This is a genomic window from Bacillus sp. 196mf (assembly GCF_003217275.1).
GTDB lineage: Bacteria > Bacillota > Bacilli > Bacillales > Bacillaceae_G > Bacillus_A > Bacillus_A thuringiensis_S.
The window spans coordinates 37,011-51,795 of record NZ_QJTG01000003.1 but is presented as its reverse complement, the minus strand read 5'-3'; the positions used below and the strand labels follow the sequence as shown (position 1 = coordinate 51,795).

The window sequence follows — 14,785 nt, the reverse complement described above, 5'->3', positions numbered from 1 at the left end:
TAAACCTAATTAATCCGTGGATAACTTTGTGAATAGCTGACAATTTAGTATTATTGCATTCTGCTCTTTTATATTTTTACAAAAATGTTCTAACTGTTGAATTCCCTCTGGAACCTCATCCTTTTCTATAGTAAAAAAGTCAAAGAACTGAAAGATTGGTACAGATTGTGGATGGTTTGTTAGTAAGTACAATTGTTGAACACTTTTTTCTTTCATATACTGCAAAAACATTTCAAAAAAATATAAGAAAGTCTGTTTATCCACATGAGGTGTGAATAAACAAGAACGAATAAGTACATCTTCCCCACTTTGTTCATAACCAATTACAGCTCGTATTTCTTCCGCCTCTTCCAAAATCATAAATTGTGCGTACAACTCATTTATTTTATCATCTTTTTTATTAGCTTGTCCGAAAAAAGAATGTAATCTTTCCACATCTGCCTTCGTAGCAAAATACACTTTCTTCATAATAAATCCCTCCTCATTTTTATATATGAGGAGGGATTTATTAATAGTACTATTTAGAGAATAAAGATGTAAAAGCTTCTACAATAAACAATTTAACTTCTGGCTTTTCTTCTTCCTCTTCTACTTTTACATACTCATTTTGCTTTTCTTGTTTTTTCTCCACAGGTTTCTCCACTTTTTCCACAGTTTTTGTTTCTTCTTTGCTTACAGGCTGCTCTTCGACTTTTGTTTCATTTTTTACTACTTTCTTTTCAGAAGATGTTACTTTTTTTACTACTTCCTGTTTTACAACTTTCGTTTCTTTTACCTTATCCACTTTCTTCTCTTCTGTATTTACTACTTCCTCATCTAGTTGTTTCACCTGCTCCTCTTCAGGAGATTCCGCCTTCACAACGTGCTCTTCTTTTCTTACAGCTGTCCCACTCGAAAAATCTAAGAAACACATTGGTGGAAATAATACACACCACCAGTTCGCCCCTTCACCTTCTCCAATTGTAATCAATACCGCTTCATATTCTCCTGCTGGATAAATAAAATTCCCATATACCTTTGTAGGAAACTTTACATTCTTACTAAATTTCACTTGAAATGATTCTTTACTTCCTTCTCTTTTTAACGTATTTTCCACCGTTTTCTCGATTTCTGGAATATGACTTTGAATTACTTTGCGCGCCTCTTCAAATGAAGTTAAATCCGCTACCCATCCATCAATTTGTGCTTTTACTTCATCACGCACTTTACGCTTTAATGCCTGATCTTTATCTGAATCACTATTTGCTAAAATGCGTAATCGAACGGCCTCTTTCGGAATAACTGAAGGCCCTTTTGCATCAGCTTTCATATATCCAAACTGCACAAGTAACTGTGCACCAATTAATAGTATAAGAAGATAAGCAATAACTTGTTTTTTCATTTCCTCCACCGTCCCCTCTACAAACAGTGTGGACAGACTTTCATATTTCTAAACTATTAAATTCAAAATCTATATGAATTTTCCCACAAAAAAATGGAGTAAGGTGTGAACCTTACTCCATCTCTGCAAATACCATACGGTCTTTTCCGTTAATATCAAAAACAACCTCAACATGGGCATGTGGAAAAGCTTGTTGTAACAATCTTTTTACATCCTCACCTTGTCCTACTCCAATTTCAAACGCTACAATTGCTTTCTCCTGCAACACATTCGGCAATTCTTCCATAAAACGGCGATAAAAATCTAATCCGTCTTCTCCACCAACAAGCGCTCTCTTCGGCTCATGCTCTTTCACAACAGGAGAAAGACCACGCCAATCCTCTTCCGGTATATATGGAGGATTTGAAACAACAACATCTAGCTTTTGACCCGTTTTATCAAATGGTGACAATAAATCACCGTGATAGAACGTTACTTCTGCACCTAAAGCTTTTGCATTTTCTTTTGCAACTTCAATCGACTCTTGTGCAATATCTACTGTATACACGTGGAGATTTTTATTTTCTAAAGCAAGCGTAATAGAAATCGCTCCACTACCTGTGCCTATATCTGCTACATGTAGTTCCTTGTCGCCAAAATGGCGCTCAATTCTTTCTAATACTCCTACTATAAGCTCTTCTGTTTCCGGTCTTGGTATTAATACTTCTTCATTCACAAAGAACGACCGGCCATAAAACATTTCATAACCAATCATATATTGAATAGGAATACCTTCTACATGCTTGTGGATAAACTCCGTAAAGCTTGCCTCTTGTTCCTCATTTATTTCTTCACGCATATTCATAAGTAATCCTGTTCTGTTCATCTTTAATACATGACAAAGGACAATTTCTCCCGCATTTTCATCTCGTCCATTTTCCTGTAAAAAAGAAGAAGCCCATTTCAGGGCTTCATAGACACGCATTACTCAGCTGCCTCCATCCTTTGAGCCTGATCTTCCATCACTAAGGCATTGATGAAATCATCTAACTTACCTTGTAAGATTTGATCTAGCTTTTGAATCGTTAAACCGATTCGATGGTCTGTAACACGGTTTTGCGGGAAGTTATACGTACGAATACGCTCTGAACGATCACCCGTACCAACAGCTTGTTTACGGTTTTGATCATATTCAGCTTGTGCTTCTTGTCTAAACTTATCATAAACACGTGCGCGTAATACTTTCATCGCTTTTTCTTTATTCTTAATTTGTGATTTCTCATCCTGACAAGATACAACTACACCAGTCGGTAAATGCGTTAAACGTACCGCTGACATCGTTGTATTAACACTTTGTCCACCAGGACCACTAGAAGCGAATGTATCAACACGAACATCTTTCTCGTGAATGTCGATTTCTACTTCTTCTGCCTCTGGTAATACAGCTACAGTTGCTGTAGATGTATGAATACGTCCACCAGATTCCGTTTCAGGAACACGTTGTACACGGTGAGCACCATTCTCGAATTTCAGCTTCGCGAAAGCACCTTTACCGTTAATCATAAAGATAATCTCTTTATATCCACCTAACTCTGTATAGCTAGCCTCGATAATTTCTGTTTTCCAACCTTGAACCTCAGCATAACGGCTATACATGCGGTATAAGTCACCAGCAAATAAAGCGGCCTCGTCGCCACCAGCAGCCCCACGAACCTCAACGATAACGTTCTTATCATCATTAGGGTCCTTTGGAACTAGTAAAATTTTCAGACGTTCTGATAACGTTTTTTCTTGTGATTCTAACTCAGAAACCTCTTCTTTTACCATGTCACGCATTTCTGCGTCTAACTTCTCTTCTAACATTGCTTTCGCATCTTTTAATTGCTCACGAACATCCTTATACTCACGATACACCTCTACCGTTTCCTGTATATCAGACTGTTCCTTTGAATATTCACGAAGTTTATTTGTATCGCTAATAACCTCTGGGTCACTTAACAATTCATTTAACTTCTCATAACGATTTTCTACAGCTTGCAAACGATCTAACACATCATTCACCTCTACATCCTAGTATCTAATACAAATAGTATATGGTACTTACTCAAAAAAACGCAAATTATATTTAAAAGTGGCGGTGGCTCTTTCAGCTCTGACCAGCTAAGGTTCTTTCGACCTAAAGGTGCTTTTTACCTTTTGGGCGGAAGGTTCTTAGATGCGAAGAGCTAGCCACCAGAACTAGATATATTTAAAAGCGTAAGCGGCTCACACCAACCACACTCTCTATTCTGAAAAAAACCCGCCTTGCGCAGCGAGTTTTACTTATCTTTGTTTGTAGGAACTGCATGACAATGACGACAGCGTGGCTCATACGATTCTGAAGCCCCAACTAAAATAATCGGATCATCAAATGCCGCTGGTTCTCCATCAATTAATCGTTGTGTACGACTTGCCGGAGATCCACATGCAGAACATACTGCTTGTAGCTTTGTTACATGTTCAGCAATCGCCATCAGCTGAGGAACTTGTCCAAATGGTAGACCACGGAAATCTTGGTCTAAACCAGCTACAATGACACGATAGCCACGATTTGCCAATACTTGCACCACTTCCACAATGTCCCCATCAAAGAATTGTACCTCATCGATTGCAATTACATCCATATCTTCAGTGATATGTTCAAATATATCTTTTGAAGCTGAAACAGGAACTGCTTTTACCTTTAATCCGTTATGTGATACAACGTCTTCTTCACTATAGCGATTATCAATACATGGTTTAAATACAATTGCATGTTGTTTCGCAAATTGCGTACGGCGCACACGGCGGATTAACTCTTCTGATTTACCAGAAAACATACTACCGCAAATCACTTCAATCCAGCCATTTTGATTTATTAAGTACATGAAGCTCTCCTTTCATCTACTTTTTAGTTAAAAGTAGGGTAAAGGTATAATATTTTCACAAAAAAAACAGACAAGCGAATACATACACTTGCCTGTTTTATGTTTTTATTACTTGATACCGTATTTCTTATTGAAGCGATCAACGCGTCCGTCTGCAGTAGCAAACTTCTGACGTCCAGTGTAGAATGGGTGAGAATCAGAACTGATCTCAACTTTTAGTAATGGATAAGTGTTACCATCTTCCCACTCAACAGTTTCGCTAGAGCCTTTAGTAGACCCGCTTAAGAATTTGAAGCCTGTGTTTGTGTCCATGAATACAACTTTCTTGTAATCTGGGTGAATTCCTGCTTTCATTCTTTTCATCTCCTTCCGCCCTGAATCATTTTCGAAACAGAGTTTTTCATCTTCAGCTGCATACACAACTATATTGATGAAACACATATGATGAAATTATAACAAGGCTAACTTCATTTTGCAACTACCTGTTTTTGTCTTTTGAAATTTAAAGTGTAGACGGCTCGTTTAGCTCTGACTGGCTAAGGTTCTCTCGCACAAAAGGTGCTTTTTACCTTTAGTGCGGGAGGTTCTTAGACACGAAGAGCTAGCCGTCGGAACTAGATACAATTTAAAAGCAGAAGCGGCTCGTTCAGAATGGGAGGGGGATGGAGCTTCTGACGTAGAGGTGCTTTTTACCTCGTAGGAAGACGCGAAGCCACCTACCATTCTAGCCGCTGGAGCTAGATATCATCTTAAAGTGGAGGCGGTTCGTTCTGCTCTGACCAGCTAAGGTTCTCCCACTTATTTCTCTCTTTAATATCACCTAAAAGGCATAAAAAACTCGCTTACTATAAAATAAGCGAGTCCCAATCTTTTCCCTTTACTTAGTTGTTACATATCTTTTCGAGTCTGCAACAATGTTTTGTAAAAATTCTTCGTTTGTCTTCGTTTGACGAAGCTTACGTAAGAAACTTTCAACAAAGTCTGGTGTATCACGCATTGTTTTACGAATGCCCCATAACTTGTCTAAATGCTCTTTTGGAATTAATAGATCTTCTTTACGTGTACCAGAACGACGAATATCAATCGCTGGGAAGATACGACGTTCAGCTAACGAACGATCTAAGTGAAGTTCCATATTTCCAGTTCCTTTAAATTCCTCGTAAATAACATCGTCCATACGAGATCCTGTATCAACAAGGGCTGTTGCTAAAATCGTTAAGCTACCGCCTTCTTCAATATTACGTGCAGCTCCAAAGAAACGCTTCGGTCTATGGAAAGCCGCTGGGTCGATACCACCCGATAATGTTCTACCACTTGGCGGAATAACGAGGTTGTAAGCTCGCGCTAAACGGGTAATACTATCCATTAAAATGATAACATCTTTTTTGTGCTCTACAAGACGCATTGCACGTTCTAACACAAGTTCAGCTACTTTAATATGATTTTCTGGTACTTCATCAAAAGTAGAACTTACAACGTCGCCCTTAACAGAACGTTCAATGTCTGTTACTTCCTCTGGACGCTCATCAATTAAAAGCACAATTAATTCTGCTTCTGGATGATTTGTTGTAACACTGTGTGCAATTTCTTTTAATAGACTTGTTTTACCAGCCTTTGGAGGCGCAACAATTAAACCACGTTGTCCAAATCCAACTGGTGCGATTAAATCCATGATACGTGTCGGTAACTTTTTCGGTTCCGTTTCCAATTTCATTTGGCGATCTGGGTATAATGGTGTTAATGCAGGGAAATGCACACGCTCTTTTGCTGAATCTGGATCATCTCCGTTTACAGCTTCAACTTGTAATAACCCAAAATAGCGTTCATTTTCTTTCGGAGGTCGTACTTTACCAGAAACTTTGTCTCCATTACGTAAATCGAAACGACGAATTTGCGAAGCTGAGATATAAATATCTTCTGAGCTTGGAGAATAGTTGATAGGACGTAGGAATCCAAATCCTTCTGATTGAATAATTTCTAATACGCCTTCCATGAAAAAGAAACCTTCTTTTTCTGCTCGAGCTTTCAAAATAGAAAAGATTAACTCTTTTTTCGTTAACTTGCTATAATACGAAATCTTAAATTCTTTCGCAAGCTCGTATAACTCTTTTAATTTCATGTTTTCTAATGCTGCAATTGACAAATTCATTCAGACACCACACTTTAACGTTATTCTCTTTTTTCATGGGTAAAGGGAAAAAATACGGAAGGCAAATAATTAATAATGAAAGGCAATAAGTTCAAGTAGGGTAATATTCACTATTGTAACCCTTTTATCTAGTTTTAATCAATACGTTGGAACACAAATACAAGAAGCGAAGACAAGAAAAGTTGTCTTCGCTTCTTATTTAATTTAGTTCCGGCTCCGATAGTTAAAAAGATCGACCATTTTAACCTTTCTGAACGAGCCGCTTCCACCTTTTACTTAATAACCAAGTTCGGTTTTTTATTTAAGCTATGACGACCATCTACGAAGCGAACTGTGCCTGATTTTGCACGCATAACAAGAGATTGTGTTGTTCCTACGCTACCTTTAAATTGAACACCACGTAATAGTTCACCATCTGTTACACCTGTTGCTGCAAAGATTGCATCGTCACCTTTTACTAAGTCCTCCATACGAAGGATACGATTAATGTCTTCTATGCCCATTTTTTTACAACGTGCTAATTCAGCTTCGTTTTGTGGCAATAGTTTTCCGTGAATTTCTCCACCTAAACATTTTAAAGCAACTGCTGCTAATACACCTTCAGGTGCTCCACCAGATCCAAATAGAATATCTACACCTGTACGGTCAAACGCTGTATTAATTGCTCCAGCTACATCTCCATCGTTAATTAATTTAATACGAGCACCAGCCTTACGAATTTCTTCGATAATTGCTTGGTGACGTGGACGGTTTAAAACTGTTGCTACAACATCTTCAATGTCTTTATTTTTCGCTTTCGCAACTGCACGTAAGTTATCAATAATAGGCGCATCAATGTCGACTGCCCCAACTGCTTCTGGGCCAACCGCGATTTTATCCATGTACATGTCAGGAGCATGTAACAAATTACCGTGATCTGCAATTGCAATAACAGCAAGAGCATTCCAGCCACCAGCTGCTACGATGTTTGTCCCTTCTAAAGGATCAACCGCAACGTCTACACGTGGTCCATATCCTGTACCTAATTTCTCTCCGATATATAGCATTGGTGCTTCATCCATCTCACCTTCACCAATGACAACTGTACCTTTCATCGGAATTGTATCAAATACATCACGCATAGCTGATGTTGCTGCACCGTCTGCCTCATCTTTTTTCCCGCGCCCCATCCAACGCGCTGATGATAATGCTGCAGCCTCTGTTACACGTACTAACTCCATAGATAAACTTCTTTCCACAATAATCCCTCTCCTTTAAGTCTTTATATTTCTGCCGTATTTTGTGAACCGTGTTTTTCTATAAAGTGTACTTCCGCAAGTAGTGATGCTTCGCTTCCCCCTTACGGAAGTATCACTTATGCGTTCTTCATCTCTTCAATTTCTTGTTTTGTCATTTGTTCTCGCCAAATGTTTGCTCCAAGCCCTTTAAGCTTGTCCACTATATTCTCATAACCTCGATCAATATGCTCAAGTCCTGTTACTTCTGTAATTCCATCTGCCATTAACCCTGCAATAACAAGTGCTGCTCCCGCTCGTAAATCACTCGCCTTCACTTTTGCACCTTGCAGTAACACAGGACCAGTTACAATTGCCGAACGACCTTCTACTTTAATTTGAGCATTCATACGACGTAATTCATCAATGTGTTTGAAACGGGCACCGTAAATTGTATCTGTTACAACTCCCGTCCCGTGTGCTTTTGTTAAAAGCGTCGTAAAAGGCTGTTGTAAATCTGTTGGAAAACCTGGATATACAAGCGTTTTGATATCAACTACTTTTAACTTTCTATTACCGTTCACTGTAATTTGATCATCATTCGTTTCAACTTGAACACCAGCTTCTCTTAGCTTAGCAGTAACTGATTCTAAATGCTGAGGAATAACGTTATCAACCGTTACTTCTCCTCCTGACGCAGCTCCTAGAATCATATACGTACCAGCTTCAATACGATCTGGGATGATAGTATGGTGACAACCATGTAAAGAGTCCACACCATCTATTCGGATTACATCTGTACCGGCACCTTTAATACGTGCTCCCATGCTTGTTAACAATGTAGCTACATCAATAATCTCGGGCTCTTTCGCTGCATTTTCAATAACAGTTCTACCTTTTGCTCGTACAGCTGCTAGCATAATATTAATCGTAGCCCCCACACTAACAACATCTAAATAAATACGTGCTCCATGTAGTTCATCTGCTCTTAAATAGATAGCACCTTGTTCATTTGTAACATGTGCACCTAGCGCTTCAAACCCTTTAATATGCTGATCAATCGGCCTCGGTCCTAAGTGACATCCACCCGGAAGCCCAATAACAGCTTTTTTAAAACGGCCAAGCATCGCACCCATTAAATAATAAGAAGCGCGCAATTTTTTCACTTTTCCATTTGGCAAAGGCATTGCAACCATGTTAGAAGGATCGACTACCATCTCTTCCTCCTGTCCATAAGTTACTTTCCCTCCAATTTCCTCTAGTAAGTCGCCTAACATTTTCACGTCCGAAATATTAGGGACACCACCAATAGTTACTGGAGTATCTGCTAAAATTGTCGCTGGAATTAATGCAACGGCACTGTTCTTTGCACCGCTTACTCGAATTGTTCCATTTAAAGCTCTTCCGCCTTCAATTAGCAATTTTTCCATATTGAGCTCCCTTCTTGTGAATGTATTTACTTTCTATCTTTTCATAGAAAGCTCCCCTTAAGAATCTCAATTACTCTTTCCATCCCAAAACTCAATAAATAGGAAACCATTATCTCCATTTCTCCTGTAGCACGAATAGATAAAGATCAACTATTCATCGAATTCACTTTATCAATTTAGATACGTTATCACATTTATTAATAGGACTATGCACATTATTTTCTATTTAAAAACCAAAAATGATAAAATCTTTCGACTTGTTCACGCTTTCATTATACAACGAAAGGAAACCGTCTAAAAGACTAGACGGTTTCCAAAACGGAATTTTATTCTTACGCTTTACCGTTAGAACCGAACTCACGCATTTTACCAGCAACAGTTGCTTTAATAGCGTCGCGGCCAGGTCCAATAAATTTACGAGGATCGTAAACTTCTTGGTCTTTGTTTAATACTTCACGAACAGCTTTTGTAAACTCGATTTGGTTCTCAGTGTTTACGTTGATTTTTGAAGTACCTAAAGAGATAGCTTTTACGATATCAGCAGTTGGGATACCAGTACCACCGTGTAATACTAAAGGTACGCCAGTGAAGTCACGAACTTGTTCCATTTCAGCGAATCCTAAGTTAGGCTCACCTTTGTAAGGACCGTGTACAGAACCTAAAGCTGGAGCTAGGCAATCGATACCTGTTGCTTCAACAAGGTGCTTACACTCTGCTGGGTCAGCGTAAATTACGCCTTCAGCGATTACGTCGTCTTCTTGTCCGCCAACTGTTCCAAGCTCAGCTTCAACAGATACGTTACGAGCGTGTGCGTATTCTACTACTTGTTTAGTAGTTTCAACGTTTTCTTCGAATGGGTGGTGAGAAGCGTCGATCATTACAGATGTGAAACCTGCATCGATTGCTTCTTTACATTTTTCGAAGCTTGAACCATGGTCAAGGTGAATCGCTACAGGAACAGTGATGTTCATTTCTTCGATTAAAGCTTTAACCATAGCTACAACTGTTTTGAAACCAGTCATATGACGAGCTGCACCCTCAGATACACCTAGGATTACAGGAGATTTTTCTTCTTCCGCAGCAGCTAAGATAGCTTGAGTCCACTCTAAGTTGTTCATGTTGAATTGACCAACTGCGTATTTTCCTTCTAGTGCTTTGTTTAGCATTTCTTTCATAGAAACTAAAGGCATGGTGAATCCTCCTAAAAAACGTTTTTTGTATCCGATAAGTTCTTATCGCTGGTAGTATGACCAGAATAAGGTAAAATATGTATATCTACATACCGGACTTTTTTCTACACTCAATAGGATAACAACTTGTACTCAAAAACTCAACCGTATTCACCTGCACAATAGTCCATGTAAACGCTTTTTTCCATATTTTTTATAAAAAATTCATTTTTACGCCTCTACAGCGAGCTCATTTCTCACAGCTTGACGAATTTCATCAATATCAAATGGTTTAGCAAAATGCATTAAAGCTCCTAAATCTTTTGCTTCTTGGATCATATCAAGCTCTCCATAAGCAGTCATTAAAATGACTTTAATACTCTCATCAATTTCTTTTACATGCTTTAAAATCTCTATACCATCCATGCCTGGAATTTTCATATCTAACACTACTAAATCTGGATTATCTTTTTTCACGATATCTAAAGCTTGAAATCCATTCGCTGCTTGGAATGTCTGATAACCTTCTTTTTGGAACACTTCATGTAATAACACACGAATCCCATATTGATCATCAACAATTAAAATTTTACCTTCCATAATTCCCAACCTTTCTGTGTAAGTACAAGATTTAAAGCTTCTTATATCTTAACGATTTATTTTCGCTATTCTTTGGCAAATTCCTTCCTATTCTTTCTTATTTTACCGTTTCCTATTTTGTTATGCTACCCTACGATTTCACCTTTCTAAAAAAATAAACTATAATGAAAGCCGGCAAGCACGTACGAAGGGAGTAATATTATGTTAAAAATTTTTTCAACTCAATTAAGTGGTTATTTCTCCAAAATTTCTCAAAAAGAAGAAATGAATATAGAAGATAGCGCTCGTTTACTTGCTCAAGCACTAGTTAGCGATGGTTTCATTTATTTATATGGTACAAATGAAATGGAGGGCGTTGTTGCCGAAGCACTATTCGGTGCTGAACCATTGAAGCAAGCAAAACGCTTATTTGAAAATGGTAAAGAAGCAGACGTAACCTCTGCGGATCGTGTACTTCTTATTAGCCGTTTTTCAACAGATGAAGCGGTTGTAGAAATTGCAAAAAAACTACAAGAAGAGGGACACTCTATTGTCGGCATTTCTGCTCTTCAAGAAGGTACGGAATCACTGGAACAATATACAGACGTACATATTGATACAAAACTGTTAAAAGGTCTTATTCCAGACGATGAAGGTAATCGCTACGGGTTCCCAAGCTTAATAGTAGCTTTATTTGCTTATCACGGAATCAAATTTACAATTGATGAAATGTTAAATGAATATTAAAAAAAGCGCCTTATTTCAGGCGCTTTTTTTATTACTTGCTCTCTTTATTCGTAATAGAAGCTCTTACGAAGTCATGGAACAATGGTTGTGGACGGTTTGGACGAGAAACAAGTTCTGGGTGGAACTGTGCTGCCACGAACCAAGGGTGGTCTTTTAATTCAATGATTTCAACTAGACGGCCGTCTGGGCTTGTACCAGAGAATACAAATCCTTCTTTTTCCATATCCGGACGGAACTGATTGTTGAACTCATAACGATGACGATGACGCTCATATACAACCGGCTCATTATAAGCATTGTAAGCATTTGTTTCTTCAGCAAGCTTACATGGGTATAGACCAAGACGAAGTGTACCACCTAAGTCCTCTACATCTTTTTGTTCTGGTAATAAGTCAATGATTGCATATGGCGTATCAGGATTGATCTCAGAAGAGTTAGCACCTTCTAAACCTAATACATTACGTGCGAATTCGATTGATGCAAGTTGCATACCTAAGCAAATTCCTAAGAATGGAACTTTGTTTTCACGAGCATATTGAATCGCAACGATTTTACCTTCTACACCACGATCGCCGAAGCCACCTGGTACAAGGATACCATCTGTGTCTCCTACTAATTCTTGTACATTTTCTGCTGTTACGTGCTCAGCATTTACCCATTTTACTTCTACATCTGTGTCGAATGAGTAACCAGCATGACGAAGTGCTTCTACAACAGAAATATATGCATCTTGAAGTTCTACATATTTACCAACAAGAGCGATTTTTGTTTTCTTAGAAAGATTACGTACTTTGTTAACTAGCGCAGTCCACTCTGTCATATCTGCAGCTGGATTGTCTAATTTTAAGTGATCACAAACGATTTGGTCCATGTTTTGTTCTTGAAGAGATAATGGAACCGCATATAAAGTATCTGCATCGCGAGCTTCGATAACTGCTTTTGTATCGATATCACAGAATAATGCAAGCTTGTCTTTCATATCTTGAGAAACAGGCATTTCTGTACGAACAACGATAATGTTTGGTTGAATACCTAAGCTACGAAGTTCTTTAACACTATGTTGCGTTGGTTTTGTTTTCATTTCACCCGCTGCTTTTAAGTACGGGATTAACGTACAGTGAATGTACATTACATTGTCACGACCGATGTCGCTCTTAATTTGACGGATTGCTTCTAAGAATGGTAGAGACTCGATGTCACCAACAGTTCCACCGATTTCTGTAATAACAACATCCGCATTTGTTTCACGACCAGAACGATATACGCGTTCTTTAATTTCGTTAGTGATGTGAGGAATAACTTGAACCGTTCCTCCTAAATATTCACCGCGACGCTCTTTTTGAAGAACTGAAGAGTAAATTTTACCTGTTGTTACGTTGCTGTATTTGTTTAAGTTAATGTCGATAAAACGCTCATAGTGACCAAGGTCTAAGTCAGTTTCTGCGCCATCATCTGTTACGAATACCTCACCGTGTTGATATGGGCTCATAGTCCCTGGGTCTACGTTAATGTATGGATCAAACTTTTGAATCGTTACGTTTAAACCACGATTTTTTAAAAGTCTTCCAAGAGATGCTGCTGTAATACCTTTTCCTAAAGACGATACTACACCGCCTGTTACAAAAATATACTTAGTCATGAAAAAGCTCCCTTCTATTTTGCTGTTATATAATCACCGTTGCAAAGCGCAACGTATGTAGATAACACTGTATCCATCTTATTGTTAGACTCTTTTTATTTTCTAAACAAAAAACAAAAAAGAAAATTGCTCCCCTCATCACATAAAGTAATAAGTAGGGAGCAATTTTCTTTTATATTTACACTTTAAAAGTATTATCGTCCTTTTTTAAAGAGCCCAAAAATGATTCTACATGGACGATAATGAAAAGTCAAGAACTACAGTTCTTCCTCTTCTTCTTCTTCAGTTTCATCATACTCAAGTTCTTCTTCAGCGAAGTCGTCGTCTTCATCTTCTTCTAAATCATCAAGATCGTCGTCATCTCCGTCTTCATCTTCAAGAACCTTGTCCAAATCTTCTACATCATCTTCGTCGTCTGCATTTCCGTCTGCATCGTCAAAGTCATCTTCATCTTCTTCAATGTAGTCGTCAAAACCGTCTTCCTCAACTTTACGTTTCTTCTTCGGTTTTGGCTGCGGTAAGATTTCTTCATCAATTTGCTCATATGGGTACCAGCTGCGTAGTCCCCAACGATTTTCTCCTAAATTAATGAAACGTCCATCGATGTTTAAGTCTGTATAAAATTGTGCGAGTTTCGCATTAACTTGCTCTTGAGATAGTCCCAGCACTTGAGCGATTTCTTGAACCAACTCGTTGAATGTCGTTGCTTGTTTTTTATCCCCTAAAACGCTATGTACAACTTCAATCATTGAACATTCTTTTAGCTCTTCTGGTGAATATTGCTTAAAATCCACTTATGCGGCACTTCCTTTCATCAAATATAACCTTATATATAACGGCCTGCTTAAAAAAATCCATACTATTCATTATAAACAAAAGTCGCACAAATATGCTACAAAAAAAAACGGGAAACTTTTATATGGTAATAAAATTAATAATTTGTCTGTCCCTTATTTCGGAAGCATATGGGCCCCTTGCAATACATACCTAATTTGCATTTCTGTATATTCTTCGAGCGTATACAGTTTTTGCAGCGCCCAGCGTCTAAATCCCCACATCTGTCCTTGTATAAAAATATTATGGGCAAGAAGCTGTATTTCTTTTTTATTTAATGTAAATGTTCCATTTTCCGTACACTGTTCTAAAATATTCTCGAACATTCCTACCATTTGAAACTCCTTTTCTAATACATACGGAAGTGATTCTTTTGGTAAAAAGCGTACCTCTTGATACATTATCAATACTTCTTCCTGCAATTCGTCCATCACTTTAAAGTAATTCGTTATTGCTATCTTTAAACTTTCTATACTCCCTTTTTCTGTACACACTACTTCCTCTAATCGTTCTTTTACATGTTCATATATACTATCACAAACTAAATACAACACATCATCTTTTGTACGAATGTACTCATAAAGTGTCCCTATACTAAATCCAGCCGCTTTTGCAATTTCTCTCGTTGTTGTACGCGGAAATCCTTTTTGTTTAAACAGTTGCACCGCACCTTTAATCATTTGTTCACGTCTTAACGCAACTAATTTTTCATCTTTCACCGATGCATGTACATTATGTTTAACCATTCCCTTCACCTC

General features: G+C 38.1%; 15 protein-coding genes. 1 reads left to right on the top strand and 14 read right to left on the bottom strand.

The genetic code is table 11. From position 1 onward, the window contains the following. Window positions 1-9: 9 nt before the first annotated feature. The 11 genes from ATL10_RS06910 to spo0F form a co-directional block, all read right to left on the bottom strand. A complete protein-coding gene (locus ATL10_RS06910) occupies window positions 10-468 on the bottom strand; it encodes a GNAT family N-acetyltransferase (RefSeq protein ID WP_000758437.1) in 459 nt (152 codons plus the stop codon). 49 nt (window positions 469-517) lie between these two features. Next, on the bottom strand, window positions 518-1,381 hold the full coding sequence (gene spoIIR, locus ATL10_RS06905) for a stage II sporulation protein R (protein ID WP_000745068.1): 864 nt from the start codon (window positions 1,379-1,381) through the stop codon (window positions 518-520). Between the two features lie 112 nt (window positions 1,382-1,493). Then, a complete protein-coding gene (gene prmC, locus ATL10_RS06900) occupies window positions 1,494-2,345 on the bottom strand; it encodes a peptide chain release factor N(5)-glutamine methyltransferase (protein ID WP_001267022.1) in 852 nt (283 codons plus the stop codon). Next, complete coding sequence (gene prfA / locus ATL10_RS06895) at window positions 2,345-3,412, bottom strand: peptide chain release factor 1 (protein WP_000887066.1); 1,068 nt, start codon at window positions 3,410-3,412, stop codon at window positions 2,345-2,347. Before prfA ends, prmC begins: the two co-directional genes overlap by 1 nt. A 266-nt stretch (window positions 3,413-3,678) precedes the next feature. Next, the gene (locus ATL10_RS06890) at window positions 3,679-4,266 is read right to left on the bottom strand and encodes a thymidine kinase (RefSeq protein ID WP_000280851.1); all 588 of its coding nucleotides are present in this window, start codon (window positions 4,264-4,266) and stop codon (window positions 3,679-3,681) included. A gap of 108 nt (window positions 4,267-4,374) precedes the next feature. Then, window positions 4,375-4,620 carry a type B 50S ribosomal protein L31 gene (locus tag ATL10_RS06885; RefSeq protein WP_000643435.1) on the bottom strand — a complete coding sequence of 82 codons (246 nt, stop codon included), beginning with the start codon at window positions 4,618-4,620 and terminating at the stop codon, window positions 4,375-4,377. 523 nt (window positions 4,621-5,143) lie between these two features. Beyond that, a complete protein-coding gene (rho, locus tag ATL10_RS06875) occupies window positions 5,144-6,415 on the bottom strand; it encodes a transcription termination factor Rho (RefSeq protein ID WP_001053903.1) in 1,272 nt (423 codons plus the stop codon). Between the two features lie 272 nt (window positions 6,416-6,687). Then, a complete protein-coding gene (gene glpX / locus ATL10_RS06870; protein ID WP_000442336.1) occupies window positions 6,688-7,653 on the bottom strand; it encodes a class II fructose-bisphosphatase in 966 nt (321 codons plus the stop codon). Between the two features lie 116 nt (window positions 7,654-7,769). Continuing rightward, window positions 7,770-9,059: a UDP-N-acetylglucosamine 1-carboxyvinyltransferase gene (gene murA / locus ATL10_RS06865; protein WP_000413248.1), complete on the bottom strand. Its 1,290-nt coding sequence runs from the start codon at window positions 9,057-9,059 to the stop codon at window positions 7,770-7,772. A gap of 332 nt (window positions 9,060-9,391) precedes the next feature. Beyond that, a complete protein-coding gene (locus ATL10_RS06860) occupies window positions 9,392-10,249 on the bottom strand; it encodes a class II fructose-bisphosphate aldolase (RefSeq protein WP_001131856.1) in 858 nt (285 codons plus the stop codon). A gap of 210 nt (window positions 10,250-10,459) precedes the next feature. Further along, on the bottom strand, window positions 10,460-10,828 hold the full coding sequence (gene spo0F / locus ATL10_RS06855) for a sporulation initiation phosphotransferase Spo0F (protein ID WP_000398594.1): 369 nt from the start codon (window positions 10,826-10,828) through the stop codon (window positions 10,460-10,462). A 201-nt stretch (window positions 10,829-11,029) separates the two neighbouring features. Between spo0F and ATL10_RS06850 the strand changes: the two genes are divergently transcribed. Further along, window positions 11,030-11,554 carry a DUF2529 domain-containing protein gene (locus tag ATL10_RS06850; protein WP_090978283.1) on the top strand — a complete coding sequence of 175 codons (525 nt, stop codon included), beginning with the start codon at window positions 11,030-11,032 and terminating at the stop codon, window positions 11,552-11,554. Window positions 11,555-11,585: 31 nt separating this feature from the next. On the opposite strand, the gene pyrG is transcribed toward ATL10_RS06850, so the two are convergent. The 3 genes from pyrG to ATL10_RS06835 all read right to left on the bottom strand — a co-directional run bounded on the left by pyrG (window position 11,586) and on the right by ATL10_RS06835 (window position 14,773). Then, the gene (gene pyrG / locus ATL10_RS06845; RefSeq protein ID WP_000170461.1) at window positions 11,586-13,193 is read right to left on the bottom strand and encodes a CTP synthase; all 1,608 of its coding nucleotides are present in this window, start codon (window positions 13,191-13,193) and stop codon (window positions 11,586-11,588) included. 257 nt (window positions 13,194-13,450) lie between these two features. Further along, window positions 13,451-13,987 (bottom strand): DNA-directed RNA polymerase subunit delta, encoded by a 537-nt coding sequence (gene rpoE / locus ATL10_RS06840; protein WP_069356559.1) that lies wholly within the window; start codon window positions 13,985-13,987, stop codon window positions 13,451-13,453. Window positions 13,988-14,143: 156 nt separating this feature from the next. After that, window positions 14,144-14,773 (bottom strand): TetR/AcrR family transcriptional regulator, encoded by a 630-nt coding sequence (locus tag ATL10_RS06835; RefSeq protein ID WP_000238599.1) that lies wholly within the window; start codon window positions 14,771-14,773, stop codon window positions 14,144-14,146. Window positions 14,774-14,785: the final 12 nt, after the last annotated feature.

What these genes read in the sequence shown, in the direction of transcription:
- rho (WP_001053903.1), bottom strand. Translation starts at nt 6,415, where the DNA reads ATGAATTTGTCAATTGCAGCATTAGAAAACATGAAATTAAAAGAGTTA.
- spoIIR (WP_000745068.1), bottom strand. Translation starts at nt 1,381, where the DNA reads ATGAAAAAACAAGTTATTGCTTATCTTCTTATACTATTAATTGGTGCA.
- ATL10_RS06910 (WP_000758437.1), bottom strand. Translation starts at nt 468, where the DNA reads ATGAAGAAAGTGTATTTTGCTACGAAGGCAGATGTGGAAAGATTACAT.
- prmC (WP_001267022.1), bottom strand. Translation starts at nt 2,345, where the DNA reads ATGCGTGTCTATGAAGCCCTGAAATGGGCTTCTTCTTTTTTACAGGAA.
- ATL10_RS06835 (WP_000238599.1), bottom strand. Translation starts at nt 14,773, where the DNA reads ATGGTTAAACATAATGTACATGCATCGGTGAAAGATGAAAAATTAGTT.
- spo0F (WP_000398594.1), bottom strand. Translation starts at nt 10,828, where the DNA reads ATGGAAGGTAAAATTTTAATTGTTGATGATCAATATGGGATTCGTGTG.
- pyrG (WP_000170461.1), bottom strand. Translation starts at nt 13,193, where the DNA reads ATGACTAAGTATATTTTTGTAACAGGCGGTGTAGTATCGTCTTTAGGA.
- ATL10_RS06885 (WP_000643435.1), bottom strand. Translation starts at nt 4,620, where the DNA reads ATGAAAGCAGGAATTCACCCAGATTACAAGAAAGTTGTATTCATGGAC.
- ATL10_RS06890 (WP_000280851.1), bottom strand. Translation starts at nt 4,266, where the DNA reads ATGTACTTAATAAATCAAAATGGCTGGATTGAAGTGATTTGCGGTAGT.
- ATL10_RS06850 (WP_090978283.1), top strand. Translation starts at nt 11,030, where the DNA reads ATGTTAAAAATTTTTTCAACTCAATTAAGTGGTTATTTCTCCAAAATT.
- ATL10_RS06860 (WP_001131856.1), bottom strand. Translation starts at nt 10,249, where the DNA reads ATGCCTTTAGTTTCTATGAAAGAAATGCTAAACAAAGCACTAGAAGGA.
- murA (WP_000413248.1), bottom strand. Translation starts at nt 9,059, where the DNA reads ATGGAAAAATTGCTAATTGAAGGCGGAAGAGCTTTAAATGGAACAATT.